Here is a 26,207-nt window from a genome sequence, read left to right on the forward strand (position 1 = left end):
CTGTATGGCTGGCGTTTGCTTGCGGGATGGCGCGTGTTTTCAGGAGGCCTTGGCACGGCGCCAGCTTGCGCTGAATCGCTGGTGGAACTTGTCCATGTGCTGGTGCATGGCCTCGCGCGCCGCCGCAGCGTCGCGCGCGGCGATGGCGTCGAGGATGGCTTCGTGCTCGCCGATGGCGGCCTGCCACGAGTCCATGGTCTCGAAGTAATCGATCATCCGGGCGAAGATCGGGCCCTGCCGCGACTCCCAGAAGGCCTGCACGGTTTCGGTCAGCACCACGTTGCCGCAGGCGTTGACGATGGCCAGGTGAAAGGCGCGGTCGCCCTCGTGCGGCACCTCGTTGCGCGCGGCCAGCTCGCGCATCATCTGGATCGCGCGGCGCATGGCGTCCACGTCCTTGCGCTTGCCATGCTGGGCGGCCGTGGCGGCGGTCTCGCCTTCCACCATGCGGCGCGCCCGGATGATTTCGAGCGGGCCCCACTCGGTGCCGCTCGCGGGCGTACTGGTGCGGTGCGAGCGATCGAGCACATACACGCCCGAGCCGGTGCGGATCTCGACCCAGCCTTCCACCTCCAGCGCGATCAGCGCCTCGCGCACCGACGGCCGGCTCACGCCCAACTGTTTGGCGAGGTCGCGCTCGGCGGGAATGCGCGCGCCGACATCGAACTCGCCCTTGCCGATCAGCCCCCGGAGCTGATCGGCAATCTGGCGATAAAGGCGCTGGGGTTCTACGGTCTGGAGCGGCACGAGGTCGAAGGAGTTAAGGGTTGTCCTGAATTGGACAAGTGGTAAGGCCAATTCAGAATACGATACACCGTCCGCGCCACCCATTGGGCCTAACCCGAATTCGCCGGCCGCCAAGGCACATTCGCATGCAGGAGACACGATGAGACTGAAGGGAAAAACCGCGCTGGTCACTGCCGCCGGCCAGGGCATCGGCCATGCCAGCGTGCTGGCGCTCGCGGCCGAAGGCGCGCGCGTCTGGGCCACCGACGTCAACGAGACGCTGCTTGAACGCTATGCCGGCGTGGCCAACGTCACGGCCCTGAAGCTCGATGTGCTCGACAAGGCGGCCATCGGCGCGCTGGCGGCGCAACTGCCCACGCTCGACGTGCTCTTCAACTGCGCGGGCGTGGTGCACAACGGCACCATCGAGCAGGCGAGCGACGACGAACTGATGTTCGCCTTCAGCCTCAACGTGCGCGCCCAGATGTGGACCATCCAGGCCGTGCTGCCCGGCATGCTGGCGGCGGGGCGCGGCAGCATCATCAACATGGCGAGCGTGTGCTCCAGCATGAAGGGTCTGCCTAATCGCTTTGTCTACGGCACCACCAAGGCGGCGGTGCTCGGGCTCACCAAGAGCGTGGCGGCCGACTACGTGACCAAGGGCATCCGCTGCAATGCGGTGTGCCCGGGCACGGTCGACACGCCTTCGCTGGGCGACCGCATCAACGCCAACGCCGACCCCGAAGAAGCCCGCAAGGCCTTCATCGCGCGCCAGCCGATGGGCCGGCTCGCGCAGGCCGAAGAGATCGCACCGGTCGTGGTGTTCCTGGCCAGCGACGAATCGATCTTCGCCACCGGCCAGTACTTCACCGTCGATGGCGGCCTGACCATATGAACCAGCTCGACTTCGCAGGCCGGCATGCGGTCGTCACCGGCGGCGCCACGGGCCTGGGCTTCGGCATCGCGCAGCGGCTGGTGGCTTCGGGCGGCAGCGTCACGCTGTGGGACCGCGACGAAGCCGCCGCCAATCAGGCGGCGCAATCGCTCGGCGACAAGGCCTTTGCGCTGAAGGTCGATGTGTCGCAGCAGCCTTCCGTTGCAAAAGCCGTGGCGGCCACGCTGGCGCAGGTGCCGCACATCGATGCGCTGGTCAACAGCGCCGGCATCACCGGGCCCAACACCAAGCTGTGGGACTACCCGGTGGACGACTGGCGCCAGGTGATGGACGTCAACATCAACGGCGTGTTCCTGTGCTGCCGCGAAGTGGTCGCGCAGATGCGCAAGCAGGGCGACCGGGGCTACGGCCGCATCGTCAACATCGCCTCTGTCGCAGGGAAAGACGGCAACCCCAACGCCAGCGCCTACAGCGCCAGCAAGGCGGCCGTCATCGGCCTGACCAAGTCGCTCGGCAAGGAACTGGCCGACACCGGCATCCGCGTGAACTGCGTGACGCCCGCGGCGGTGAAGACGGCCATCTTCGACCAGATGACGCCCGAGCACATCGCCTTCATGCTCTCGAAGATCCCGATGGGCCGCTTCGGCACGGTGGAAGAGGTGGCCGCGATGGTCGGCTGGCTCTGCACCGAAGACTGCTCTTTTTCCACCGGCGCGGTCTTCGACCTTTCCGGTGGTCGCTCCACGTACTGATCAATCAATGCACTGAAAGGAAAGCATGAAACTCGTCCGCTATGGCAACCCCGGCAAGGAAAAACCCGGCCTCATCGACAGCGACGGCAAGCTGCGCGACCTGAGCGCCATCGTCAAGGACATCGGTCCCGACCAGCTCGGCGATGCCGCCATTGCCAAGCTGCGCAAGCAGAAGATCGACAAGCTGCCGTTGGTCAAGGGCAAGCCGCGTTTGGGCAGCCCCGTGGCCAACGTCGGCAAGTTCATCGCCATCGGCCTGAACTACGCGGACCACGCGGCCGAGTCCGGCCTGCCGGTGCCCAAGGAGCCCGTGGTGTTCACCAAGGCCAACAGCTGCATCCAGGGTCCGAACGATCCGGTGATGCTGCCCAAGGGTTCGGTCAAGACCGACTGGGAAGTCGAACTCGGCGTGGTCATCGGCACGCGCGCACGCTACGTGTCGCAAAAGAGCGCGCTCGACTACGTGGCCGGCTACTGCACCATCAACGACATCAGCGAGCGCGAATACCAGATCGAGCGCGGCGGCACATGGGACAAGGGCAAGGGTTGCGACACCTTCGGCCCGCTCGGCCCCTGGCTGGTGACGCGCGACGAGATCGAGAACCCGCAGAAGCTCGCGATGTGGCTCGACCTGAACGGCCAGCGCGTGCAGACCGGCAGCACCAAGACCATGATCTTCAGCGTGGCCAAGATCGTCAGCTACGTGAGCCAGTTCATGACGCTGATGCCCGGCGACGTGATCACCACCGGCACGCCACCCGGCGTCGGCATGGGCATGAAGCCGCCGATGTTCCTGAAAAAGGGCGACGTGATGACGCTGGGCATCGAAGGCCTGGGCGAGCAGCGGCAGGAAGTCGTTCCGTTCAAGCTCTGAACGGCGCGCGATGATGGCGCGGCGTCCTTCGGCATGAAGGGCGCCGCGACCCTCCAGAAGAATTTGAATAACAGTGGTGGGGACAAATCAATGAAGAATTTTTTCGCGGCGCTCCTGCTGGGCGCCGGGTTGATCGCGGGCGCGCCCGCGCAGGCGCAGCAGCCAGTCGTCCTCAAGTGGGCGCACGGCTACGAGACCAGCGAGCCTTTCCACACGCAGGCCCAGGCGATGGCGCAGAAGATCAAGACGGCGACCGCGGGCCGCGTCGAGATCGAGCTCTTTCCGGCCAGCGCGCTCGGCGGCGAGGCCGACTACAGCAAGAAGCTGGCGGCGGGCGAGATCGACATGGCCTACATCGGCATCAACGTGCTGGCGCGCGACTATGCGCCGCTGGGCGTGGTGGGCTTTCCCTTCCTGTTCTCCGACCCCGATCACGTGCGGCGCTTTCTCGTCAGCCCGGTGTTCGACGAGCTGCGCAAGGGCTATGAGGCGCAAAGCCGCAACCACCTGATGGCGGCCATCTACTACGGTGCGCGCCATGTCACCTCGAACAAACCGATCAACTCGCCGAAGGACATGCAGGGCCTGAAGCTGCGCGTGCCCGATGCGCCCACCTACAAGCTCTTTGCCAGGAGCATGGGCGCCACCGCCACGCCGATGCCGTTCGCCAAGGTGTACGACGCGCTCAAGAGCGGCGAGATCGATGCGCAGGAGAACCCGTTGCCCACGATCCTTGCCAAGAAGTTCTACGAGGTGCAAAAGAGCGTGACGCTCACCGGCCACATGTACGACATGCTCGGCATCGTGATCTCGCCTGCCGCCTTGCAGCGCATGAGCGCGGGCGACCGGACCATCGTGAACGACATCATCCGCAAGGACGCCGTGTGGGCCAGCGTGCAGATCATCGCGCGCGAGCTGGTGGCCGAAGGCAAGCTCGGCGAGACCGGCATCAAGGTGATTCGCCCCGACCGGCAGGCCTTCGTCGAGGCGGCACTGAAGGCGGTGTCGCCGGCCGACCTGCAGGCGCGGCCCGGCGACTACGAGAAGATCCGCGACCTCGTGAAGGCCGGCGCGCACTGACGCCCTGAAACACCCGCGGCCCGCCTGTCTGCGATCATCCCTCGCATGCAGGCCCCTTCGCCCCATCGCAGCCATGTGTTCGGTTCCCCGTGGGACGGCGTGTATGGCACGTCGATCGACAGTGCCCTGCACTACGGCCGGCACTGGCATGCGACCTACGGCCTGGGCCTGCTGGAGCACGGTGCCCAGCGCTCGGCCAGCGGCCGCGGCAAGGTCGACGCCTATGCCGGCGACCTGATCACGACCAACCCCGGCGAAGTGCATGACGGCCAGCCGCTGGGCGGCCCGTCGCGCTGCTGGCGCATGGTGTACCTGGACCCGGGCGTCATTGCCGGCATGAAGGGTGATGCGGACGACGGCATCGACGTGGAACTCACCCGGCCCGTGATCCGCGATGCGCGGCTCGGCGACACGCTGCGGCGCCTGTTCACCCGCCTTGACGACTGGCACGCCGCACCCGTGCTGAACAGCGTGGAATCGCTGGCCTGCGAAGAGTCGTTGGTCGAGGTCTGCGGCCTGCTGCTCGATGGCCACGCCACCGCGTCACCCGGCAGCGAAGCAGCCGGCGACGTGCGACGCGTGCGCGAACGGCTGGCCGACGATTTGCTCAGTCCACCCACGCTGGCCGACATGGCGGCGATGACCGGCCTGAGCAAATACCAACTGCTGCGCCGCTTCGAGAAAGCCTATGGCGTGCCGCCCCATGCGTGGCTCGTGCTGCAGCGCGCCGAGCGCGCACGCAAGCTGATCCGCCAGGGCACCAGCCTTGCGCATGCCGCCACCGACAGCGGCTTTGCCGACCAGAGCCACATGACGCGCATCTTCGCGCGCCAGTTCGGCTTCACGCCCGGTGCGTGGCAGCGGGCACAGCGCCCGCAATAGCCGCAATCGGGCATTCAGCCCAGCACGCGGACCAGTTCGTCGTACACCAGCCGCACGCGTGCCGGCACCGGTGCGCGCTGTGCGCGATAGACGTAGATCGGCCACGGCTCCGGCGCATCTGCTTCCAGCACCGGCACCAGCGCACCCGATGGCAGCCAGGGCTCGACCAGCGGCGCGATGAGCTGGCCGAAAGCCAGGCCCGCAAGCACGGCGGCGCACTCGGCGTCGTAGTCGTCCGTGATGAAGGCGGGCGAGGGCACCGGCACCTGCCGCGATTTGCTGAAGCCCCAGGGCCAGGGCCGCCGCGACTTGCGGTTGATCAGCGAGGTGAGCGGCATCGCCGCCAGCGCTTCGAGGTTCTTCGGCACGCCCGTGCGCGCGATAAGTTCCGGTGCGCCCACCACGTGCAGCGCCATCTTGCCCACCGGCCGCGCGACGAAGCGCGAATCGCGCAGCGGGCCGACGCGCACGCCGATGTCGATCTGCTGGCCGACCACGTCGGTGTGCTCTTCCGCCACGCGCAAGTCCAGCGTGAGGCCGGGATGCGTGGCCAGCATCGGTGCCAGCGCCTGCGGGATGAAGCGTCGACCGAAGATGCCTGGGGCGGTGACCCGCACCGTGCCTGCATGTTGCGAGAGGGCGCGCCGGTCGATGCGGTGAAAGAGGTCGTCGACGCCACCGACCGCCACCCGCGCACGCTCTGCCAGTTGCCGCCCGAAGTCCGTGAGCTGCACGCCGCGCGTGCTGCGGTGAAACAGCGGCTCGCCCAGCTCCTCTTCCAGCTCGCGCACCGCGCGCGTGACGACCTGGGGTGATACCGACAGCCGGACAGCCGCATCGCGGAAGTTGGCGGCATCGGCGGCGGTGCAGAACACGCGCAAGGCTTCGAGGCGGTTGGACAAGGTGGCTGCTTTCAAGAGGGCGGGTGTTCCGCAATGGCGAATTCTGAAGTCGCGATCGCTTCATTTACGGGAACACGCTGATTTTCCACACTGCATGCACTTCTTCAACACATCGCCAAAGGAATCTCCCATGACATCCGTTCAAGACAACATCAAGGGCAAGGTCGCCATCGTCACCGGCGCGAGCAGCGGGCTCGGCGAATCGACCGCACGCCACCTGGCCGCACGCGGTGCGAAGGTGGTGCTTGCAGCGCGCCGCACCGACCGGCTCGACAAGGTCGTCGCCGAGATCCGCGAAGCCGGCGGCGAAGCCATCGCCGTCGCCACCGACGTGGCCAGGCGCGCCGACCTCGAAAAGCTCGCCGCAGCCACCGTCGAAGCCTTCGGCCGCATCGACGTGCTGGTCAACAACGCGGGCGTGATGCCGCTGTCGCCCATCGACAAGCTCAAGGTCGACGAGTGGGACCGCACCATCGACGTCAACATCAAGGGCGTGCTCTACGGCATTGCCGCGGTGCTGCCGCGCATGCAGGCGCAGGGCAGCGGGCACATCGTCAACGTGGCGTCCATCGCCGGGCTGAAGGTGTTCACGCCGATCGGCACGGTCTACAGCGCGACCAAGCATGCGGTGCGCGCCATCTCCGAGGGGCTGCGCGTGGAAGTCGGCAACAGCGGCGTGCGCGTGACCATCGTGTCGCCCGGCGCGGTCGAGTCGGAACTGAAGTTCGGCAGCAGCGACGCCGAGAGCGCAGCCGGCGTGAAGGCCTTCTACGACGCCAACCAGATCCCCGCCGACTCGGTGGCACGCGCCATCGTCTACGCGGTAGAGCAGCCGGCGAACGTGGACATCAACGAGGTGGTGCTGCGGCCGGTGTCGCAAGAGTTCTGACGTTTGTCCGGGCCGATGACGGCCCGAAGGCAAGAGCGCCTGCACTTCGCGTGCGAGGCGCATCTTTCGTTTTTGCTTCGATTTGACCTTCATAAACTGAAGGTCTTTGGCAGCCAAAAGTGCAAAGCCCCTGCAAAATAGAACGACCGTTCGTTTTTGTCTGGAAATTCCACGATGTCTGCCACAGCCGTTCCCGCCAAGCCAGTCCGGGCTGCCCAGAAGGGCCAGCAAACCAAGGCCGTGATCGTCGACGCCGCGCTGGCGTTGGCCGCACAGATCGGGCTCGAGGGCCTGTCCATCGGCGCGGTGGCCGAGATCACCAAGATGAGCAAGTCGGGCGTCTTCGCCCACTTCGGTTCGCGCGAGGAACTGCAGATTTCGGTGGTGCGCGAGTATCACGCACGTTTCGAGCAAGAGGTGTTCTTTCCCGCGCTCAAGGCGCCGCGCGGCCTGCCGCGACTGCGCGCCATGTTCGCCAACTGGATGAAGCGCACCTCGACCGAAATCGACTCGGGCTGCATCTACATCAGCGGTGCCTCCGAGTTCGATGACCGGCCGGGCCCCGTGCGCGACGCGCTGGTCGAGTCGGTCAGCATCTGGCAGGCCGCCGTGCTGCGCGCCATCGTGCAGTCGCAGACCGAAGACCATCTGCGTGCCGACGCCGACGAACGCCAGGTCGCGTTCGAGATCCACGGCCTGATCCTCGCGCTGCACTACGAGGCGCGCTTCCTGCAGGTGCCCGGCTCCATCGGCCGCGCCAACATCGGCTTCGACAACATCCTCGCGCGCAGTGCCACGCCCAACGCCCCGAAGGCCGAGGCCGCCGCAGCGCCCGCCGCCCGCCGCCTCAAGCCCGTGCGCTGAGCGGGCGGGCCGCCCCCTTTTCGTTTTCTCTTTTCCTTTTTACCCAGCTTCGACCAGGAGAGTTCCGGATGCCTACCTACAACCCACCCGTGCGCGACATGCAGTTCGTGCTGCACGAAGTGCTCAACGTCACCGAAGAACTCAAGGCGCTGCCGGCCCATGCCGAGACCGATGCCGACACCATCAACGCGGTGATCGAAGAGGCCGGCAAGTTCGCCGCCGAAGTGACCTTTCCGCTGAACATCAGCGGCGACGAAGAAGGCTGCACGCTCGACAAGGCCACGCACGAAGTCAAGACGCCCAAGGGCTTCAAGGACGCCTACGCCAAGTACGTCGAAGGCGGCTGGCCCGCGCTGTCGTGCGACCCGGCCTTCGGCGGCCAGGGCCTGCCGTTCGTGGTCAACCAGTGCCTGTTCGAGATGCTCAACAGCGCCAACCAGGCCTGGACCATGTACCCCGGCCTCTCGCACGGCGCGTACGAAGCGCTCAAGGCTCACGGCACCGAAGAACAGAAGAAGACCTACCTGCCCAAGCTCACGAGCGGCGAATGGACCGGCACCATGTGCCTGACCGAACCCCATTGCGGCACCGACCTGGGCCTGCTGCGCACCAAGGCCGAACCCCAGGCCGACGGCACCTACCGCATCACCGGCAGCAAGATCTTCATCTCGGCCGGCGAGCACGACATGACGGACAACATCATTCACCTGGTGCTGGCCCGCCTGCCCGATGCGCCCAAGGGCAGCAAGGGCATCAGCCTATTCGTGGTGCCCAAGTTCCATGTGAAGGCCGACGGCTCGCTCGGCGGCCGCAACCCGATCTTCTGCGCCGGCCTGGAGCACAAGATGGGCATCCACGGCAACGCCACCGCGCAGATCGTGATCGAAGGCGCCACCGGCACGCTGGTGGGCGAGCCCAACAAGGGCCTGGCCGCGATGTTCGTGATGATGAACGCCGCGCGCCTGGGCGTGGGCAACCAGTCGCTGGGCCTGACCGAAGTGGCCTACCAGAACGCACTGGCCTATGCCAAGGACCGCCTCCAGATGCGCTCGCTCTCGGGCGTGAAGGCCAAGGACAAGGAAGCCGACCCCATCATCGTGCACCCCGACGTGCGCAAGATGCTGCTCACCGCCAAGGCCTTCGCCGAAGGCGGCCGCGCGCTGCAAATTTTCTGCACGCTGCTGCTCGACAAGGAGCACAACCATCCTGACGAGAAGGTGCGCAAGGACAGCGGCGAGCTGGTCGCGCTGCTCACGCCCATCGTCAAGGCCTTCATCACCGACAACGGCCACATCGCCACCAACGCCTGCATGCAGGTCTTTGGCGGCCATGGCTTCATCAAGGAATGGGGCATGGAGCAGTTCGTGCGCGACAACCGCATCAACATGATCTATGAAGGCACCAACACCATCCAGTCGCTGGACCTGCTGGGCCGCAAGATCCTGGGCAACAACGGCGCGTCGCTCAAGAAGTTCGGCAAGCTCGTGGGCAAGCTGGTGGAAGAAGAAGGCGTGAACGAGAAGATGGCCGAGTTCATCAACCCGATCGCGATGCTGGGCGACCAGCTCACCAAGTTCACCACCGAGATCGGCTTCAAGGGCTTCCAGAACCCCGACGAAGTCGGCGCCGCCGCGGTGGACTACCTGCGCGTGGCCGGCCACTTCGTGTTCGGCTACCTGTTCGCACGCATGGCCCAGGTCGCGCTGCGCGAGATCGCAGCCGGCAACACAGACCCGTTCTACGTTGCCAAGCTGCAGACCGCGCGCTTCTACTTCGCCAAGCTGTTCCCCGAGACCCTGACGCTGATGCGCACGGCCCGCAACGGCAGCAAGGTGTTGATGGACACCGACGCAGCGCTGGCCTGAATCCGTCGCCAACGTCCTTTCTTCTTTCCACCTTCTTTCGGAGCCGAACATGAAAGCCACCTTCGTTGCAGCCATCGTTTTCGCCGCCACCTCCGTCGTTGCCGTTTCAGCCATGGCCCAGAGCACCCCGGTGGGGCTGTGGCGCAACGTCGATGACAAAACCGGCGAAGTCAAGGCCGAGATCCGCATCGGGGAGGCCAACGGCGCGCTGCTCGGGCGCATCGAGAAGTCGTTGAAGAAGGACACCAAGCCCGATGCGGTCTGCGTGGAATGCAGCGACGACCGCAAGGACAAGCTCATCACGGGCCTGGACATCATCCGTGGTGGCAAGAAGGCCGAGGGCAAGGACGTCTGGGAAGGCGGAAAGATCCTCGACCCCGAGAACGGCAAGGAATACCGCGCGAGCTTCACGCCCATCGAAGGCGGCAAGAAGCTCGAAGTGCGCGGCTATCTGGGCCCCTTCTGGCGCACCCAAACCTGGAACCGCGTGCAGTAAGCCTGCGCGCAACCTATCCAAGAAATACCAAGCAACATGTCCCGATTTCAAGTGAAGAAGGTCGCCGTGCTCGGCGCCGGCGTGATGGGCGCGCAGATTGCGGCCCACCTCGTCAACGTGCGCGTGCCTGTCGTGCTGTTCGACCTGGCCGCAAAAGAAGGCCCGAAGAACGGCATCGTCACGCGCGCCATCGACAACCTCAAGAAGCTCAAGCCCGCGCCGCTCGGCGACGTGGCCGATGCCGTGCTGATCGAACAGGCCAACTACGAGGACGACCTCGCCAAGCTCGGCGAGTGCGACCTCATCATCGAAGCCATTGCCGAGCGCATGGACTGGAAGCTCGATCTGTACAAGAAGATCGCGCCGCACGTCGCCAAGCATTCGATCCTGGCCTCCAACACCTCGGGCCTGTCGATCACCAAGCTCAGCGAAGCGTTGCCCGAAGCGCTGAAGCCGCGCTTTTGCGGCATTCACTTCTTCAACCCGCCGCGCTACATGTTCCTGGTGGAGCTGATCAACACGCCCACCACGCAGCCCCAGGTGCTCGACGACCTCGAAGCCTTTGTCACCAGCACGCTCGGCAAGGGCGTGGTGCGCGCGCACGACACGCCCAACTTCATCGCCAACCGTGTCGGCATCGCCGGCATGCTGGCCACGCTGAAGGAAGTCGAGAAGTTCGGTCTCACGCCTGACGTGGTGGACGACCTCACGGGCAAGAAGCTGGGCCGTGCCAGCTCGGGCACTTTCCGCACCGCCGACGTGGTGGGCCTGGACACCATGGCCCATGTCGTGAAGACGCTGCAGGACAACCTGAACGCAGAGACCGATCCGTTCTACGCCAACTTCGCGACGCCGCCGGTGCTTGCGAAGCTGCTCGAGCTGGGCAACCTGGGCCAGAAGACCAAGGCCGGTTTCTTCAAGAAGGTCGGCCGCGACATCCTGCGCTTCGACCTGAAGAGCGGCGAGTACGTGCCCGCCGGCGCCAAGGCCGACGAGGTGTACGGCCGCATGCTGAAGAAGCCCGCAGGCGAACGTCTGAAGCTGCTGCGCGAGAGCGAAGGGCCGCAAGGCCAGTTCCTCTGGGCCATCCTGCGCGACGGCTTCCACTACGCCGCCGTGCACCTGGCCGAGATCGCCGAGAGCGCACGCGACATCGACTTTGCGATGCGCTGGGGCTTCGGCATGAAGCAGGGCCCGTTCGAGCTGTGGCAGGAAGCCGGCTGGGCACAGGTTGCCAAGTGGATCCAGGAAGACATCGATGCGGGCAAGGCGCTGAGCACTGCGCCGCTGCCCAAGTGGGTGTTTGAAGGACCGGTGGCGCAAGCTGGTGGCGTGCACACGCCAGAAGGCTCCTGGAGCGCTTCGCAGAACAAGTTCGTGCCGCAGCGTAGGCTGCCGGTGCATGACCGCCAACTGTTCCCCGAGAGCGTGCTCGGTGCAAATGCAGCCGATGCCAACAAGGCCGGCACCACGATCAGCGACGAAGGCGATGTGCGCGTCTGGACGCTCGACGGCGAAGTGCTCATCGCGAGCATCCACTCGAAGATACACGCCATCAGCCCCGATGTGGCCGAAGCGCTGGGTGCTGCGGTCGATCTGGCGGAAGCCGAATACAAGGGCCTGGTGATCTGGTCGCCCGACGAGATGTTCTCGGTCGGCGCCGACCTGCAGGCGATGCTGCCGGCCTTCGTGGTCGCGGGCATCGGCGCGGTCGAAGGCGCTGAAGAAGAACTGCAGAACGTGATGCTCAAGATCCGCTACGCCAGCGTGCCGGTGGTGTCGGCCGTGCGCGGCCTGGCACTGGGCGGCGGTTGCGAACTGGCCGTGTACTCGGCCAAGCGCGTGGCGGCGATGGAAAGCTACATCGGCCTGGTCGAAGTCGGCGTGGGCCTGATCCCCGGCGCGGGCGGCCTGACGTACATCGCACGTCGCGCGGCCGAGAACGCATCGGCCTCGACGGGCACCGACCTGCTGCCGTTCCTGACCGAAGGCTTCACCTCAGCGGCGATGGCAAAGGTCGGCACCGGCGCGCTTGACTCGAAAAAGCTGGGCTTCCTGCTCGACAGCGACGTGATCGTGCCGAACAAGGACGAACTGCTGTACGTGGCGCTGCAGCAGGCCAAGGCGATGGCTGACACCGGCTACCGCGCACCGCTGCGCCGCACCTTCCGCGTGGCCGGCCGCAGCGGCGCCGCGACGATCAAGGGTCAGCTCGTGAACATGCGCGACGGCGGCTTCATCAGCGCGCACGACTTCCACATCGCGAGCCTGATCGCGAACGTGGTCACCGGCGGCGATGTTGACGCGGGCTCGCTTGTGACCGAGGAATACCTGATGACGCTGGAACGCAAGGCGTTCTGCTCGTTGATCGTGCATCCGAAGACGCAGGAGCGGATCATGGGAATGCTCAGCACCGGCAAGCCAGTTCGCAACTGACGCTCGCAAGGACCATGAGCGAAGACCTCGACACGGCCGGTCCCCTCTCCCGCTTGCGGGAGAGGGCTAGGGTGAGGGCACGCAGCCTTCGCACGACCCCGACCGACGCTGAGGCTCTTCTCTGGTATCACCTGCGCGATCGCCGCATGGCCGATCACAAGTTCCGTCGCCAGCGTTCGATCGGTCCTTACTTCGCAGACTTCGCGTGCCTCGAAGCGAAGTTGATCGTCGAGTTGGACGGCGGTCAGCATGTGGACGCGGCCCCCTACGACGGGAACCGGACCCGTTTTCTCGAAGCCCAGGGCTATCGCGTGCTCCGTTTCTGGAACAACGAAGTGCTGACGCAGACGGATGCCGTACGCGAGCGGATCCTGCAGGCACTGCAGGAAGACAACCCTCACCCCAACCCTCTCCCGCAAGCGGGAGAGGGGGCAAGACAAGATACAAGGACTGAAAAGCCATGAAACAGATTCAAGACGCCTACATCGTCTCCGCCACCCGCACCCCCATCGGCAAATCCCATCGCGGCTACTTCCGCAACTACCGCCCCGACGACCTGCTCGCGACCACGCTGAAGGCAGCACTCGCGGCGGTTCCAGGCCTCGACCCCAAGGCCATCGAAGACATCATCTGCGGCTGCGCGATTCCCGAATCGCAACAAGGCCTGAACGTCGCGCGCATCGGCGCGGTGCTGGCCGGCCTGCCCACCAGCATCGGCGGCATCACCGTCAACCGCTTCTGCGCTTCGGGCCTCTCGGCCGTGCAGATGGCCGCTGACCGCATCCGCGTCGGCGAGGCCGACGTGATGATCGCGGCCGGTGTCGAAAGCATGAGCATGGTGCCGATGATGGGCAACTCGCCCTCGCTGTCGCCCTCGATCTTCGAGCGCGAAGGCGACGTGGGCATTGCCTACGGCATGGGCCTCACGGCCGAGAAGGTCGCGCAGCAGTGGAAGGTGAGTCGCCAGGCGCAGGACGAATTCGCACTCGCCTCGCACCAGAAGGCATTGGCCGCGCAGAAGGCCGGCAAGTTCGCCGACGAGATCACGCCCATCGAAGTGACCGACCGCACGCCGAACCTGGAGACCGGCGAGTCGATCGCGAAGACGCGCACCGTCAGCCTCGACGAAGGCGCACGCCCCGACACCAGCCTCGAAGGCCTGGCCAAGCTGCGCACCGTGTTCGCCGCGCGCGGCACCGTCACGGCCGGCAACAGCTCGCAGACCTCGGATGGCGCTGGCGCGCTGATCCTGGCGAGCGAGAAGGCAGTCAAGCAATACGGCCTGACGCCGCTCGCGCGCTTCGTGAGCTTTGCCAGCAAGGGCGTGCCGCCGCACATCATGGGCATCGGCCCGATCGAGGCGATTCCGGCCGCGCTGCGCTATGCGGGCCTGAAGCACGAAGACATCGACTGGTTCGAGCTGAACGAAGCCTTCGCCGCGCAATCGCTGGCAGTCATCAACACGCTGGGGCTCGATCCGTCGAAGGTCAATCCGATGGGCGGCGCGATCGCGCTGGGCCATCCGCTGGGCGCGACCGGCGCGATCCGCGCGGCGACCGTGGTGCATGCGCTGCGCCGCGAGAACCTGAAGTACGGCATGGTCACGATGTGCGTGGGGATGGGGCAGGGCGCCGCCGGGATTTTTGAACGCGTCTAGCGGCTACTGCGCGGGCGATCTGCGGCGTTGCGGGGCCCGTCGGGAAATCCTCACGACCCTTCAGGTCGCTCCGGTTTCCCGCCACCCGCGCCTTGCATCTCATCCCGCTCGCTACGCCGCGAGGCGGTGGTTGGTCAACGAAGAAAGAGGCAAACCCATGCAAGCGCAACAGCTCCCGGTCGACGGTGGCGCACAGCAACTGGCGGTGCGCCGCTACGAGCCCGCCGGCGCACCGCGCGCCAGCATCGTCATCGGCGGCGCGATGGGCGTGCGCCAGTCGTTCTACGAACCCTTCGCGCAATGGCTCGCACAGCAGGGCCTGCGCGTCTGGACCTTCGACTACCGAGGCTCGGGCGACTCGCGCGGCAATGCGCCGTTGCGCGGCTTCGAGGCCGACCTGTTCGACTGGGCGCGCGACTATGAAGCGGTGATCGACACCGCCAAGGCCGCGCTGCCCGATGAGCCGCTGTACCTGCTGGGTCACAGCCTCGGTGCGCAACTGCCGGGCTTCCTGCAGCGGCCCGAACAGGTCGCGGGCCTCGTGAGCATCGCGGCCGGCAGCGGCTACTGGCGCGAGAACGCGCCGAAGCTCAAGCGCAGCATTCTTTACTTCTGGTTCGTGGTCGTGCCGCTTGCAACCAGGCTCTGGGGCTACTTCCCGGGCCGCAAGCTGAAGAAGATCGGCGACCTGCCGCGCGGCGTGATCCTGCAATGGCGGCGCTGGTGCCTGAACCCGCGCTACAGCGTCGGTGCCGAAGGCGCGCTGGCGTTGCAGAGCTACGGCCGCGTGCGCTTCCCGGTGCTCGCGCTGTCGATGACCGACGACGAACTCATGACGCTCGCCGGCACCGAAAGCCTGGTGAGCTTCTATGCAGGCGCACCGAGCGCGGTGGAGCGCATTGCGCCGGCCGACGTGCAGGCGCGGCGCATCGGCCACTTCGGTTTCTTCCGCGAACAGTTCAGCCAGAGCCTGTGGCCGAGCACGGTCGACAAGCTGCACCGGCTTGCATCGCTTACCGCGGTGCAGCACGCCAACGTCCCGCACACGACTGCGTGACGCGGCCCACCGGAGGCACACTGCCGATCACCATGAGCACGACGCACCACCCCTTCGACAAAGCCCTGGCACTGCACCACAGCGACATCCGCGTGGGGCACTTCACAGGCACGACCAGCCCCGACTACTGGAACATGGTCGGACCCTTCGGCGGCACCACCGCGGCGACTGCGCTGCAATCGGTGCTGCAGCATCCCGACCTGCTCGGCACGCCGATTGCGCTGACCGTCAACTACGCGGCCGCGCTCGAAGCCGGCGCTTTCGACGTGCAGGCCACGGCGGTGCGCACCAACCGTTCGACACAACACTGGACTGTGCAGATCACGCAGCCCGGTGCTGGCGGCGCGCCGAACATGACGACCACCGCCACCGTGGTGACGGCCGCGCGCCGCGACACCTGGGGCCAGAGCGACATGCCGATGCCCGAGGTGCCGAGGCCCGAGACGGTCGAACGCATGAGCATCGGCCCTTCCGGCGTGGCCTGGATCAACCAGTACGAGATGCGCCCGGCGAGCGGTGGCATTCCCTCGAAGTGGGACGACAGCCTGCACCACAGCGAAACCCGCATCTGGCTGCGCGACGCCCAAGAACGCCCGCTCGACTTTGCCTCGCTGGCCGCGATGAGCGACATGTTCTATCCGCGCATCTGGCTGCGCCGCGCCAAGCACGTGCCGGCGGGCACGGTGTCGATCACCACTTATTTCCATGCCGATGCGGCGCAACTGGCCGAGGTCGGCACAGGCTATTTACTGGGCCGTGCGGTGGGGCAGCAGTTCTTCAACGGCTTCTTCGATCAGACGGCGCATCTGTGGAGCGAGAAGGGCGTGTTGCTCGCCACGTCGAACCAGATCGTCTACTACAAGGAATAAATATGACCCCCACGTTCGGCACTTCGTGTCCTCTCTGCCCCCCGAGGGGGCGCTCGCTTGCTTGGGGCGGCCCGGCGCGGCGCTCGTGACCATGGCGCTCACCAAGACCGCACTCATCGTCGGCGCGGGCGATGCCACCGGCGGCGCCATTGCGCGTCGCTTCGCCCGCGAGGGCTATGCCACCTGTGTCACGCGGCGCAGCCTGGACAAGCTGCAGCCGCTGGTTGCGCAGATCGAGGCGGATGGCGGGCGCGCCCATGCGTTTGCCTGCGATGCGCGCAAGGAGGAGGAAGTGGTCGCGCTGATCGAGCAGATCGAATCGACCATCGGCCCGATCGAGGTGATGGTGTTCAACATCGGTGCGAACGTGCCGGAGAGCATCCTGACCGAGAGCGCGCGCAAGTACTTCAAGGTGTGGGAGATGGCCTGTTTCTCGGGCTTTCTCAACGGACGTGAAGTGGCCAAGCGGATGGTGTCGCGTGAGCTGCCGAAGGGCGGGCATCGCGGCACGATCATCTTCACGGGGGCGACGGCTTCGCTGCGTGGAGCGGCCAACTTTGGCGCTTTCTCCGGCGCGAAGATGGCCTTGCGTGCGCTGGCTCAATCGATGGCGCGTGAGTTGGGGCCACAGGGCATTCACGTGGCGCACGTTGTCGTCGACGGTGCCATCGACACCGAGTTCATCCGCAGCAATTTCCCCGAGCGCTATGCGCTGAAGGAAGACGACGGCATCCTCAACCCGGAGCACATTGCCGATGCCTACTGGATGCTTCACTCGCAGCCGCGTGATGCGTGGACGCATGAGCTTGATCTGCGTCCGTGGTCCGAGAAATTCTGAGATGACGAGGGCGGTGCTGTTCAGGGCGTCGCTCACGCCGACACGGTGCTCTTTTTCGCGAATGTCCCCCGCTTCGCTCCTCCTTTATTTCGCGAAAAAGAGCCCCGTATCGGCGTGAGCGCTCAGAGCAGTTGTTGATCGCAGGATCAATAGCAGCGTGCCCAGATGCGAATGACGCCGGGTGCTCCCCGCAGCGAAATAAAGGAGGAGCGAAGCGGGGGACATTCGCGGAGGGGAGCACCTGGTGTCATTCGCACTCGCCCCGAATGAACCCGCATCCCGGACGTACAGACCCGAACACAAACTGAAGAGACCCAAGGAGACACCAATGACAAAGTCCGTCGACTTCTATTTCGACTTCGGCAGCCCCGCCGCCTACCTGGCCGCGACGCAGCTGCCGCACGTGTGCGCAGACACCGGCGCCGAGCTGGTGTGGAAGCCCATGCTGCTCGGCGGCGTGTTCCAGGCCACCGGCAACCATTCGCCCGCAGAGATCAAACCCAAGGGCCCGTACATGACGGCCGACCTTCAGCGCTTTGCCAAGCGTTACGGCGTGGCTTATGAACACAACCCGCACTTCCCCATCAACACGCTGCTGCTGATGCGCGGTGCCACCGGCATCCAGATGAAGGAGCCGGCGCGCTTCGGCGCGTATGTCGATGCGATCTACCACGCGATGTGGGTTGCGCCGAAGAACCTCAACGACCCGGCAACGGTCGGCGCGGTGCTTCAGAATGCGGGCTTCGACGCCACTGCCTTGCTCGCGCTGGCCGGCGCGCAGGAGGTGAAAGACCGCCTCAAGGCCGTCACGCAAGAGGCAGTGGAACGCGGCGTGTTCGGCGCTCCCACCATGTTCGTCGGCAACCAGATGTTCTGGGGCCAGGACCGGCTCGATTTCGTGCGTGAAGCACTGGTGGCCGCCTGACATCGGCGACCCGTTTTTATCCAAGGACCATTTCCATGAGCGACATCCTCGTCCACACCGAAGCCGGTGTGATGACCCTGACCTTCAACCGTCTGGACAAGAAAAACTCGATCACCAGCAGCATGTATGCCGAGCTGGCCGACGCGCTGGCGACGGCCGAGAGCGACGCGGCTGTGCGCTGCGTGCTGATCCAGGGCGACCCGACGATCTTCAGCGCCGGCAACGACATCGGCGATTTCCTGAATGCGCCGCCCGCCAACCAGGAGTCGCCGGTGTTCCGCTTCCTGCGCGGCATCGCGACCTTTCCGAAGCCGATCGTCGCGGCCGTCTGCGGCCCGGCCGTGGGCATCGGCACCACGATGCTGTTCCACTGCGACCTCGTCTATGCGGGCGACAACGCGGCCTTCTCGCTGCCCTTCGTGAACCTGGGCCTGTGTCCCGAAGCGGCATCGAGCCTGCTGGTGCCGCAGATGCTGGGCTACCACCGCGCCGCCGAAGCGCTGCTGCTGGGCGAGCCCTTCATGGCCGAGGCCGCGCTCGAGGTGGGCCTGGTCAACCGCGTGGTGCCACCGACCGAGGCGAACGCGATTGCCCAGACGCAGGCCCGCAAGCTCGCTGCCAAGCCGCTGACCGCGCTGATCGAAACCAAGCGCCTGCTGAAGAAGGCGCAGATGCCCGCAGTGCTCGAACGCATGGACGAAGAAGGCGCGAGCTTTGGCCGCATGCTGCGCGAACCGGCGGCCCGCGAGGCTTTCGGCGCGTTCATGGAGAAGCGCAAGCCGGACTTTTCAAAGGTCTGACAACCGGGCTTTCCGGCTTGCACGCGTACACTGTCCGCCGTGCAAGATGAAGAGACCCATATGCCCGAAACGCCCGTCCAGTGGGCGAATGATGCTACTGAAAAAGTAGCATTCAGGCCGACCCGCAGGCGTACTTTGGGCTTGCTCGCAGGCACGCTGGCCGCACCTTCGCTGGCCCTGGCGCGTGTGCGGCCCTTGCGCATCGGCGTCATCGGTTCGTGGTCCGGCCCTTATGCGGGTGGTGGGCGCCAGTTCGATGCCGGCATGGCTGTCTGGCTCGCGGCGCACAACCAGCACATTGCGGGCCGGCCAGTCGAACTGCTGCGGCGCGACGTGCCGGGCAGCGCGCCCGAGCAGGCGCGGCGCCAGGCGCAAGACCTCGTGGAAAGCGAGCGCGTCGACCTGCTGGCGGGGCTCGACTTCAGCTCCAACGCCTATGCCGTCGGCAACGTCGCCACGCAGGCGAAGATTCCGGTCGTGGTGATGAACGCGGCATCCTCGGGCATCACGGCGCGCTGTCCCTTCGCGGTACGCACGTCGTTCACCATCGCCCAGGTCACGTTGCCGCTGGCGCGCTGGGCGCTGCAGCAGGGCCTGCGCGACGTGTGCACGGTGGTGGCCGACTACGCCTCGGGCGTCGATGCCGAAAGCGCCTTCGTCTCGGGCATCACCGCGGGCGGCGGCCGGGTTGGCGCGATGCTGCGGGTGCCGCTGGCCACGCTCGACTATTCGGCCTACATGCTGCGCCTGCGCGAACTCAAGCCGCAGGCGGTGTTCTTCTTCCTGCCTTCGGGGCAGATGCCGGCGAGCTTCCTGAAGTTCTGGCGCGACCGCGGCATGGCCGATACCGGCATCCGCCTGCTGGCGACCGGCGATGCCACCGACGACAACTACCTCCAGGGCATCGGCGAGCTGGCCGATGGCCTCGTGACCAGCCATCACTATTCGTTTGCGCACGAGTCACCGGCCAACCGCCGCTTCACCGGCGTCTTCGAGACGGAGTACGGCAGCCATCTGCGGCCGGGTTATTTCGCGGTGGCGGCGCACGACGCGCTCGCGGCCATCGACGCCGCGATGAGTTCACCCGCCGCGCGCGGCGGTGTGAGCGGGGAGCGGCTGGTCGATGCCTTCCGGGGCCTGAAGCTCGACAGCCCGCGCGGGCCGATCGAGATCGACGCCCACACGCGCGACATCGTGCAGACCGTGTACATCCGCCGCGTGGAGCGTCACGAGGGACGCTGGATCAACCGCGAGTTCGAGCACTTCGAGCGGGTGCGCGACCCGGGCGTCTGACCGAGCTCGCAGCCGCGTTTTCCGTGGCTCAGGGCTGCTGTTCGATGACCCGGGGGCGGCCGTTGTCGTCGATGGCCACATAGGTGAAGGTGGCCTGCGTCACCTTGATGTACTCGCCCTGCGCGCGAAAGCGCTCGGCAAACACCTCGACCGTGACCGTGACCGAAGTGCGCCCGATGCGCACCAGCTTCGAATAGAACGAGAGGATGTCGCCCAGCCGCACCGGCTGCTTGAAGATGAATTCGTTCACCGCCACCGTGGCCTGGCGGCCCTTGGCATAGCGCGCCGGGATCACCGAGCCGGCCAGATCGCACTGGGCCATGACCCAGCCGCCGAAGATGTCGCCGTTGGCATTGCAGTCAGCCGGCATCGGAATGACCTTGAGCACCAGCTCCATGTCAGTGGGCAGGCTCTTGAGGGTCGCTGCCGCGGCAGCACTGGAAGTATCGGACATGGGCACAATCTGCAACAAACAACAACCACGATTGTCCTCCATGCGCCGCAGCGGCGAAGCCCTTCCCCCCTCCCACACCGTCTCCGGCCACCCGCCGGCGACCAGCGACCGTTCCGACTGGGCGACGCTGCGCCGCCTCTTTCCCTACCTCTGGCAGTACAAGTGGCGGGTGATTGCCGCGCTCACGTTCATGGTGGGCGCCAAGGTGGCCAACGTGGGCGTGCCGGTGCTGCTGAAAAACCTCATCGACACGATGACGCCCAAGCCCGACATGGCGCAGGCGTTGCTGATCGTGCCGATCGGGCTCCTTCTGGCGTATGGGCTGCTGCGTTTTTCGACCGCCATGTTCGGCGAGCTGCGCGAGCTGATCTTCGCCAAAGCCACCGAAGGCACGGCGCGGCAGATTGCGCTGGAGGTGTTCGGCCACCTGCACGCGCTGAGCCTGCGCTTTCACCTGGAGCGCCAGACCGGCGGCATGACGCGCGACATCGAGCGCGGCACGCGCGGCGTGCACTCGCTCATTTCGATGTCGCTCTACAGCATCGTGCCGACCATCATCGAGCTGGTGCTGGTGCTCACCATCCTGGGCGTGAAGTTCGATTCGCTGTTCGTCTGGATCACGCTCGCGGCGCTGGTGCTGTACATCACCTTCACGGTCACGGTGACCGAGTGGCGCACGCAGTTCCGCAAGACCATGAACGAACTCGACTCCATGGCGCAGAGCCGCGCGGTCGATTCGCTGCTGAACTACGAAACTGTCAAGTACTTCAACAACGAGGAGTTCGAGGCCAGGCGCTACGACGCCAGCCTCGACCGCTACCGCAAGGCCGCCATCAAGAGCCAGCGCACGCTGAGCATGCTCAACATGGGGCAGCAGTTGCTGATTGCGATCAGCCTGGTGCTGATGCTGTGGCGCGCCACCTCGGGCGTGGTCGAAGGGCGCATGACGCTGGGCGACCTGGTGATGGTCAACGCCTTCATGATCCAGCTCTACATTCCGCTGAACTTCCTGGGCGTGATCTATCGCGAGATCAAGCAGAGCCTGACCGACCTGGACAAGATGTTCGTGCTGATGGAAAAGGAGCGCGAGGTGCGCGATGCGCCGGATGCGCAGCCGTTGTCTTTGCTCCCTCTCCCTCCGGCAGAGGGCAGGGGTGACGGCGGCGGCGTCAACTCCACCATCCGCTTCGAAGACGTCAGCTTTGCCTACGAGTCCGCGCGCCCCATCCTCAAGCACGTGAGCTTCGAGATTCCCGCCGGCAAGACGGTGGCCGTGGTCGGCCCTTCAGGCTCGGGCAAGTCCACGTTGGCGCGGCTGCTGTACCGCTTCTATGACGTGCAGCAGGGCCGTATCACCATCGGCGGCGAAGACATCCGCGAGGTCACGCAGTCGAGTGTGCGCCGCGCCATCGGCATCGTGCCGCAGGACACGGTGCTGTTCAACGATACGGTCGAATACAACATCGCCTACGGCCGCCCGGGTGCGAGCCGCGAAGAGGTGGAAGACGCCGCACGCGCCGCCCGCATCCACGACTTCATCTCGGCCACGCCCAAGGGCTACGAAACGACGGTGGGCGAGCGCGGCCTGAAGCTCTCGGGCGGCGAGAAGCAGCGCGTGGCCATCGCGCGCACGCTGCTGAAGAACCCGCCGATCGTGATCTTCGACGAGGCCACCTCGGCGCTCGACTCGGCCAACGAACGCGCGATCCAGTCCGAACTCAAGAGCGCCGCGCAGGACAAGACCACGCTGGTCATCGCGCACCGCCTGTCGACGGTGGTCGATGCGCACGAGATCCTGGTGCTGGAGTCGGGCGTGATCGTCGAGCGCGGCACGCATGCCGAACTGCTCGCGCAGCAAGGCCGCTACGCGCAGATGTGGGCTTTGCAGAAGAGCGAAGCGACACCGCTGATGTAGCGCGATCATTCATTCTCTTTTTTACCGATCCAGGAGTTCAGACGTGTCGACCAAGATTCCCTTGCTGGTGCTCAACCGGCTCTCCAGAGCCCACCAGGCCCAGATTGCCGAGGTCTATGACGCGACCTTTGCCTTCGACGCCGCCCAGCGCGCAGCCGCGGTTGCCGAGCACGGCAAGAAATTCCGCGCGGTGTTGACCATCGGCGTCATCGGCATCAAGCCCGAGGAAATCGCGGCCATGCCGGCGGTGGAGCTGATCTGCTGCCTGGGTGCGGGCTACGAAGGCGTGCCGCTCGAGGTGACGCGCGCGCGCGGCATCGTCACGGCCAACGGCGCCGGCACCAACGACGACTGCGTGGCCGACCATGCCTTCGGGCTGCTCATCAGCATCGTGCGCGAGTTCCGCAAGCTCGATCGCCTGTGCCGCGAAGGCGTGTGGCGCGACGCCATTCCGCAACCGGCCAACGTGTCGGGCAAGAAGCTGGGCATCCTGGGGCTGGGCACCATCGGCCAGAAGATCGCCAAGCGCGGCGCCGCGTTCGACATGGAGATTGGCTATCACAACCGCAAGCCGCGCGAAGGCGCGACGCACCGTTACTTCGATGACCTGAAGTCGCTGGCGGGCTGGGCCGACTTCCTGGTGCTCGCGGCGCCGGGCGGGCCAGCGACGCGTCATCTGGTCAATGCCGAAGTGCTCGATGCACTGGGGCCGCAGGGCTACCTGGTCAGCATCGGACGCGGCAGCGTGGTCGACACCGAGGCGCTGGCTGCGGCGCTGCGCGAGAACCGCATCGCGGGCGCTGGCCTCGATGTGTACGAGAGCGAGCCCAAGCGCCCCGAGCAGCTGGTCGGGCTCGACAACGTGCTGCTGACCCCGCACATGGCGGGCTGGTCGCCCGAGGCGACGCAGAGGTCGGTCGATCATTTCCTGGCGAATGTCGAAAGGCACTTCGCGGGGCGCGGCGTCGTCACCCCGATCTGATGTCTTGCTCCTTCCCCCTCTGGGGGAAGGTCGGGATGGGGGCGGGCAGAGCGCTCGATGGATGCGCCGCTTGCCCCCACCCCCGCCCTCCCCCGGAAGGGGAGGGAGTCAAGCCAATACCGGGGGACGGTGGGATGCCCAGCCGCATGCCCGGTCATACGCATGACCCAGCCGCAGCACATCGAGATCCGCATGGATCGGCCCGGCGAGCTGAATGCCCATCGGCAAGCCGCCCTCCCCGAACCCGGCACGCACGTTGAGCGTTGGCAGGCCCGCCAGCGTGAACGGCGTCACGATCTCCATCCACCGGTGGTACGTATCGCTCTGCACGCCGGCCACTTCCGCCGGCCAGTGCAGTTCCGCGTCGAACGGAAACACCTGCGCCGTCGGCGCCACCACGAAGTCGAAGCGCTCGAACAGCTTGAGAAACGCGCGGTACACGTTCGAGCGGTAGAGCGAGGCCTGGTACAGCGAGGCCGCATCCAGATGCCGGCTTTGCTCGATCTCCCAACGCGCCTCGGGCTTGAGCTGCGCGAACAGCTTCGGATCGCTCAGGTAGGCGCCGAGCTTGCCGCCCACCAGCAGTTGCCGCAAGCGCAGCCAGGCGCTCCAGTTGTGCTCGCGCGGCACGTCGAGCGTGCAGGGCTCGACCTCGCAGCCGATGGTGCGGAAGGTGTCGAGCGCCTTCTCGCCGAGTTCGCGGATGCCGGTTGCGAGCGGCAGATCGGGCCAGATGCTGCCGAGCCAGCCGATGCGCAGGCCCTTGCCGTCGCCGTCGAGCTGCAGCGCATCGGGCGAGGGCAGGGCGTGGGGCGACGACAGCGGCACACGGCCGTCGAAGCCGGACTGCACCGCCAGCAGCCGTGCCGTGTCTTCCACCGTGCGGGCCATAGGACCTTCGCAGCCGAGCTGCTGGAAGAACAGTTCCTGCTCGGGGTCGCCGGGCACGCGCCCGCGCGAGGGCCGCATGCCGATCACGTTGTTGAAGGCGGCGGGGTTGCGCAGCGATCCCATCATGTCGCTGCCGTCGGCCACCGGCAGCATGCCCAGGGCCAGTGCGACGGCCGCGCCGCCGCTGCTGCCGCCCGCGCTGCGCTCGGGCGCATAGGCGTTGCGGGTGGTGCCGAACACGGTGTTGTAGGTGTGCGAACCGAGCCCGAATTCGGGTGTGTTGGTCTTGCCGATGACGATGGCGCCGGCGGCACGCATGCGCGCCACGTGCAGGCTGTCGGTGCGCGCCGGCGAGCGCGGCGACAGGGGCGAGCCCATCGAGGTCGGCAGGCCGGCGGCATGGCTCAGGTCCTTCACCGCCAGCGGAAAGCCGTGCATCCAGCCGCGCCGTTCGCCACGCGCCAATTCGGCGTCGCGCTCCCCGGCCTCGGCCAGCAACTGTGCCGGCTCGCGCAGGGAGACGATGGCGTTGAAGCGTGGGTTCAATGCCTCGATGCGGGCCAGCGAGGCCTGCATCACTTCAAGGCAGGACACGTCGCGCGCGGCGATGCGGCGCGAAAGTTCGGTGGCGCTGAGTTCGAGCAAGTCGGCTGATGGCATGGCAAGTGCGGGAAAAGGAGGGGGCGCCCAGTATGGCGCGGCGCTCGCATAATCGCCGCGTATGGAAACAAAGTGGCTAGAAGACTTCATCAGCTTGGCGGAAACCCGCAGCTTCAGCCGCTCGGCGCAATTGAGGCATGTGACCCAGCCGGCGTTCTCGCGCCGCATCCAGGCGCTCGAAGGCTGGGCCGGCACCGATCTGGTCGATCGCAGTTCCTACCCCACGCGGCTCACGCCCGCGGGCCAGACGCTCTACAGCCAGGCCATCGAGATGCTGCAGTCGCTGCAGAGCACCCGCGCCATGCTGCGCGGCCACTCGGCCGCCGGGCAGGATGTGATCGAGATCGCGGTGCCACACACGCTGGCCTTCACCTTCTTCCCCTCGTGGGTGACCAGCCTGCGCGAGCACTTCGGGCCGATCAAGAGCCGGCTCATCGCGCTCAATGTGCACGACGCGGTGCTGCGGCTGGTCGAAGGCAGTTGCGACCTGCTGATCGCCTACCACCACCCCTCGCAGCCGCTGCAGCTCGATGCCAACAAGTACGAGATGGTCAGCCTCGGCGAGGAAACCGTGGCGCCCTGGGTCAAGGCCGATGCCGACGGCGCGCCGCGCTACCGGCTGCCCGGTCGTCCCGGCCAGCCGCTGCCCTACCTGGGCTATGCGCCCGGCGCCTACCTCGGCCGCGTGGTCGACCAGTTGCTCAAAGAGTCGGGCACCGCCATCCACCTCGACCGCGTCTATGAAACCGACATGGCCGAAGGCCTGAAGGTGATGGCGCTCGAAGGCCACGGCATCGCCTTCCTGCCGCAGAGCGCGGTGCGCAAGGAGATCAAGGCGCGCAAGCTGGTGAGCGCGCTGCCGCCCGAGATCGACAGCCTTGAAGCCACGATGGAGATTCGCGCCTACCGCGAGCGGCCCACCGCGCCGGCGCCGGTGAAGACCGGCAGCGGACGCGCCGCCAAGAGCGCCGTCTCCGAGAGCCTGCAGCCCAAGCGCACGGCCGATGCGTTGTGGTCGTATCTTGTCGGCACGCAGCCGCCGCATTAACCTGATCGACCTATCGATACGGATTTGTGCACCGCACAATCTATAAATGCCGCGCATAAGCCTCCCCGCAAACGGCATTGGCGCCATGAGCCCGGCGCCACTACAGTCGCGGCAGTTTTTTGCCGCTGTCACAAGCACCCCACCCGGCACGCGTCTC

25 protein-coding genes are annotated in these 26,207 nt (G+C 66.3%); 21 read left to right on the top strand and 4 right to left on the bottom strand.

Annotation, left to right across the window (positions count from 1 at the left end):
* Positions 1 to 39 precede the first annotated feature (39 nt).
* Positions 40 to 747 carry a FadR/GntR family transcriptional regulator gene (locus tag H7F35_RS16070; RefSeq protein ID WP_187113809.1) on the bottom strand — a complete coding sequence of 236 codons (708 nt, stop codon included), beginning with the start codon at positions 745 to 747 and terminating at the stop codon, positions 40 to 42.
* A gap of 139 nt (positions 748 to 886) precedes the next feature.
* Between H7F35_RS16070 and H7F35_RS16075 the strand changes: the two genes are divergently transcribed.
* The 5 genes from H7F35_RS16075 to H7F35_RS16095 all read left to right on the top strand — a co-directional run bounded on the left by H7F35_RS16075 (position 887) and on the right by H7F35_RS16095 (position 5,209).
* On the top strand, positions 887 to 1,621 hold the full coding sequence (locus H7F35_RS16075) for an SDR family oxidoreductase (protein ID WP_187113810.1): 735 nt from the start codon (positions 887 to 889) through the stop codon (positions 1,619 to 1,621).
* Positions 1,618 to 2,373 (top strand): SDR family NAD(P)-dependent oxidoreductase, encoded by a 756-nt coding sequence (locus tag H7F35_RS16080; RefSeq protein WP_187113811.1) that lies wholly within the window; start codon positions 1,618 to 1,620, stop codon positions 2,371 to 2,373. The genes H7F35_RS16075 and H7F35_RS16080 overlap by 4 nt, the downstream gene beginning before the upstream one ends.
* A 25-nt stretch (positions 2,374 to 2,398) precedes the next feature.
* The gene (locus tag H7F35_RS16085; RefSeq protein WP_187113812.1) at positions 2,399 to 3,247 is read left to right on the top strand and encodes a fumarylacetoacetate hydrolase family protein; all 849 of its coding nucleotides are present in this window, start codon (positions 2,399 to 2,401) and stop codon (positions 3,245 to 3,247) included.
* Between the two features lie 90 nt (positions 3,248 to 3,337).
* The gene (locus H7F35_RS16090; protein ID WP_187113813.1) at positions 3,338 to 4,327 is read left to right on the top strand and encodes a sialic acid TRAP transporter substrate-binding protein SiaP; all 990 of its coding nucleotides are present in this window, start codon (positions 3,338 to 3,340) and stop codon (positions 4,325 to 4,327) included.
* A 45-nt stretch (positions 4,328 to 4,372) separates the two neighbouring features.
* A complete protein-coding gene (locus H7F35_RS16095) occupies positions 4,373 to 5,209 on the top strand; it encodes a helix-turn-helix domain-containing protein (protein WP_187113814.1) in 837 nt (278 codons plus the stop codon).
* A gap of 14 nt (positions 5,210 to 5,223) precedes the next feature.
* Here H7F35_RS16095 and H7F35_RS16100 read toward each other — a convergent pair whose 3' ends face one another.
* Complete coding sequence (locus tag H7F35_RS16100) at positions 5,224 to 6,111, bottom strand: LysR family transcriptional regulator (protein ID WP_187113815.1); 888 nt, start codon at positions 6,109 to 6,111, stop codon at positions 5,224 to 5,226.
* Positions 6,112 to 6,241: 130 nt separating this feature from the next.
* Between H7F35_RS16100 and H7F35_RS16105 the strand changes: the two genes are divergently transcribed.
* The 13 genes from H7F35_RS16105 to H7F35_RS16165 all read left to right on the top strand — a co-directional run bounded on the left by H7F35_RS16105 (position 6,242) and on the right by H7F35_RS16165 (position 20,100).
* Entirely contained in the window at positions 6,242 to 7,000 is a 759-nt protein-coding gene (locus tag H7F35_RS16105; protein WP_187113816.1) for an SDR family oxidoreductase, read from the top strand.
* Positions 7,001 to 7,174: 174 nt separating this feature from the next.
* Complete coding sequence (locus tag H7F35_RS16110; RefSeq protein ID WP_187113817.1) at positions 7,175 to 7,864, top strand: TetR/AcrR family transcriptional regulator; 690 nt, start codon at positions 7,175 to 7,177, stop codon at positions 7,862 to 7,864.
* A 68-nt stretch (positions 7,865 to 7,932) separates the two neighbouring features.
* Positions 7,933 to 9,729: an acyl-CoA dehydrogenase C-terminal domain-containing protein gene (locus H7F35_RS16115; protein ID WP_187113818.1), complete on the top strand. Its 1,797-nt coding sequence runs from the start codon at positions 7,933 to 7,935 to the stop codon at positions 9,727 to 9,729.
* A 49-nt stretch (positions 9,730 to 9,778) separates the two neighbouring features.
* Positions 9,779 to 10,225: a DUF2147 domain-containing protein gene (locus tag H7F35_RS16120; protein ID WP_187113819.1), complete on the top strand. Its 447-nt coding sequence runs from the start codon at positions 9,779 to 9,781 to the stop codon at positions 10,223 to 10,225.
* 36 nt (positions 10,226 to 10,261) lie between these two features.
* Positions 10,262 to 12,661 (top strand): 3-hydroxyacyl-CoA dehydrogenase/enoyl-CoA hydratase family protein, encoded by a 2,400-nt coding sequence (locus H7F35_RS16125; RefSeq protein WP_187113820.1) that lies wholly within the window; start codon positions 10,262 to 10,264, stop codon positions 12,659 to 12,661.
* A gap of 14 nt (positions 12,662 to 12,675) precedes the next feature.
* A complete protein-coding gene (locus tag H7F35_RS16130; RefSeq protein WP_187113821.1) occupies positions 12,676 to 13,125 on the top strand; it encodes an endonuclease domain-containing protein in 450 nt (149 codons plus the stop codon).
* Positions 13,122 to 14,318 (top strand): acetyl-CoA C-acyltransferase, encoded by a 1,197-nt coding sequence (locus H7F35_RS16135; protein ID WP_187113822.1) that lies wholly within the window; start codon positions 13,122 to 13,124, stop codon positions 14,316 to 14,318. The genes H7F35_RS16130 and H7F35_RS16135 overlap by 4 nt, the downstream gene beginning before the upstream one ends.
* A gap of 157 nt (positions 14,319 to 14,475) precedes the next feature.
* Positions 14,476 to 15,375: an alpha/beta fold hydrolase gene (locus tag H7F35_RS16140; RefSeq protein ID WP_187113823.1), complete on the top strand. Its 900-nt coding sequence runs from the start codon at positions 14,476 to 14,478 to the stop codon at positions 15,373 to 15,375.
* A gap of 32 nt (positions 15,376 to 15,407) precedes the next feature.
* The gene (locus H7F35_RS16145) at positions 15,408 to 16,244 is read left to right on the top strand and encodes an acyl-CoA thioesterase (RefSeq protein WP_187113824.1); all 837 of its coding nucleotides are present in this window, start codon (positions 15,408 to 15,410) and stop codon (positions 16,242 to 16,244) included.
* Positions 16,245 to 16,335: 91 nt separating this feature from the next.
* Positions 16,336 to 17,082, top strand: coding sequence for an SDR family oxidoreductase (locus tag H7F35_RS16150; RefSeq protein WP_187114294.1), 747 nt, complete (start codon positions 16,336 to 16,338; stop codon positions 17,080 to 17,082).
* Between the two features lie 328 nt (positions 17,083 to 17,410).
* The gene (locus H7F35_RS16155; protein WP_187113825.1) at positions 17,411 to 18,007 is read left to right on the top strand and encodes a 2-hydroxychromene-2-carboxylate isomerase; all 597 of its coding nucleotides are present in this window, start codon (positions 17,411 to 17,413) and stop codon (positions 18,005 to 18,007) included.
* A 35-nt stretch (positions 18,008 to 18,042) separates the two neighbouring features.
* Positions 18,043 to 18,807, top strand: a complete 765-nt coding sequence (locus H7F35_RS16160; RefSeq protein ID WP_187113826.1) for an enoyl-CoA hydratase — start codon at positions 18,043 to 18,045, stop codon at positions 18,805 to 18,807.
* A gap of 186 nt (positions 18,808 to 18,993) precedes the next feature.
* Positions 18,994 to 20,100: an ABC transporter substrate-binding protein gene (locus tag H7F35_RS16165; RefSeq protein WP_187114295.1), complete on the top strand. Its 1,107-nt coding sequence runs from the start codon at positions 18,994 to 18,996 to the stop codon at positions 20,098 to 20,100.
* 28 nt (positions 20,101 to 20,128) lie between these two features.
* On the opposite strand, the gene H7F35_RS16170 is transcribed toward H7F35_RS16165, so the two are convergent.
* On the bottom strand, positions 20,129 to 20,554 hold the full coding sequence (locus tag H7F35_RS16170; RefSeq protein ID WP_007834091.1) for an acyl-CoA thioesterase: 426 nt from the start codon (positions 20,552 to 20,554) through the stop codon (positions 20,129 to 20,131).
* A 40-nt stretch (positions 20,555 to 20,594) separates the two neighbouring features.
* On the opposite strand from H7F35_RS16170, the gene H7F35_RS16175 reads away from it, so the two are divergent.
* Both H7F35_RS16175 and H7F35_RS16180 read left to right on the top strand, forming a co-directional pair.
* Positions 20,595 to 22,469: an ABCB family ABC transporter ATP-binding protein/permease gene (locus H7F35_RS16175; RefSeq protein WP_187113827.1), complete on the top strand. Its 1,875-nt coding sequence runs from the start codon at positions 20,595 to 20,597 to the stop codon at positions 22,467 to 22,469.
* Between the two features lie 43 nt (positions 22,470 to 22,512).
* Positions 22,513 to 23,451 (top strand): 2-hydroxyacid dehydrogenase, encoded by a 939-nt coding sequence (locus H7F35_RS16180; protein WP_187113828.1) that lies wholly within the window; start codon positions 22,513 to 22,515, stop codon positions 23,449 to 23,451.
* Between the two features lie 108 nt (positions 23,452 to 23,559).
* Here H7F35_RS16180 and H7F35_RS16185 read toward each other — a convergent pair whose 3' ends face one another.
* Complete coding sequence (locus H7F35_RS16185; RefSeq protein WP_187113829.1) at positions 23,560 to 25,002, bottom strand: amidase; 1,443 nt, start codon at positions 25,000 to 25,002, stop codon at positions 23,560 to 23,562.
* A 61-nt stretch (positions 25,003 to 25,063) separates the two neighbouring features.
* Between H7F35_RS16185 and H7F35_RS16190 the strand changes: the two genes are divergently transcribed.
* Positions 25,064 to 26,050, top strand: a complete 987-nt coding sequence (locus H7F35_RS16190; protein WP_187113830.1) for a LysR substrate-binding domain-containing protein — start codon at positions 25,064 to 25,066, stop codon at positions 26,048 to 26,050.
* Positions 26,051 to 26,207: the final 157 nt, after the last annotated feature.

The sequence above is a fragment of the Variovorax sp. PAMC26660 genome (assembly GCF_014302995.1).
GTDB lineage: Bacteria > Pseudomonadota > Gammaproteobacteria > Burkholderiales > Burkholderiaceae_C > Variovorax.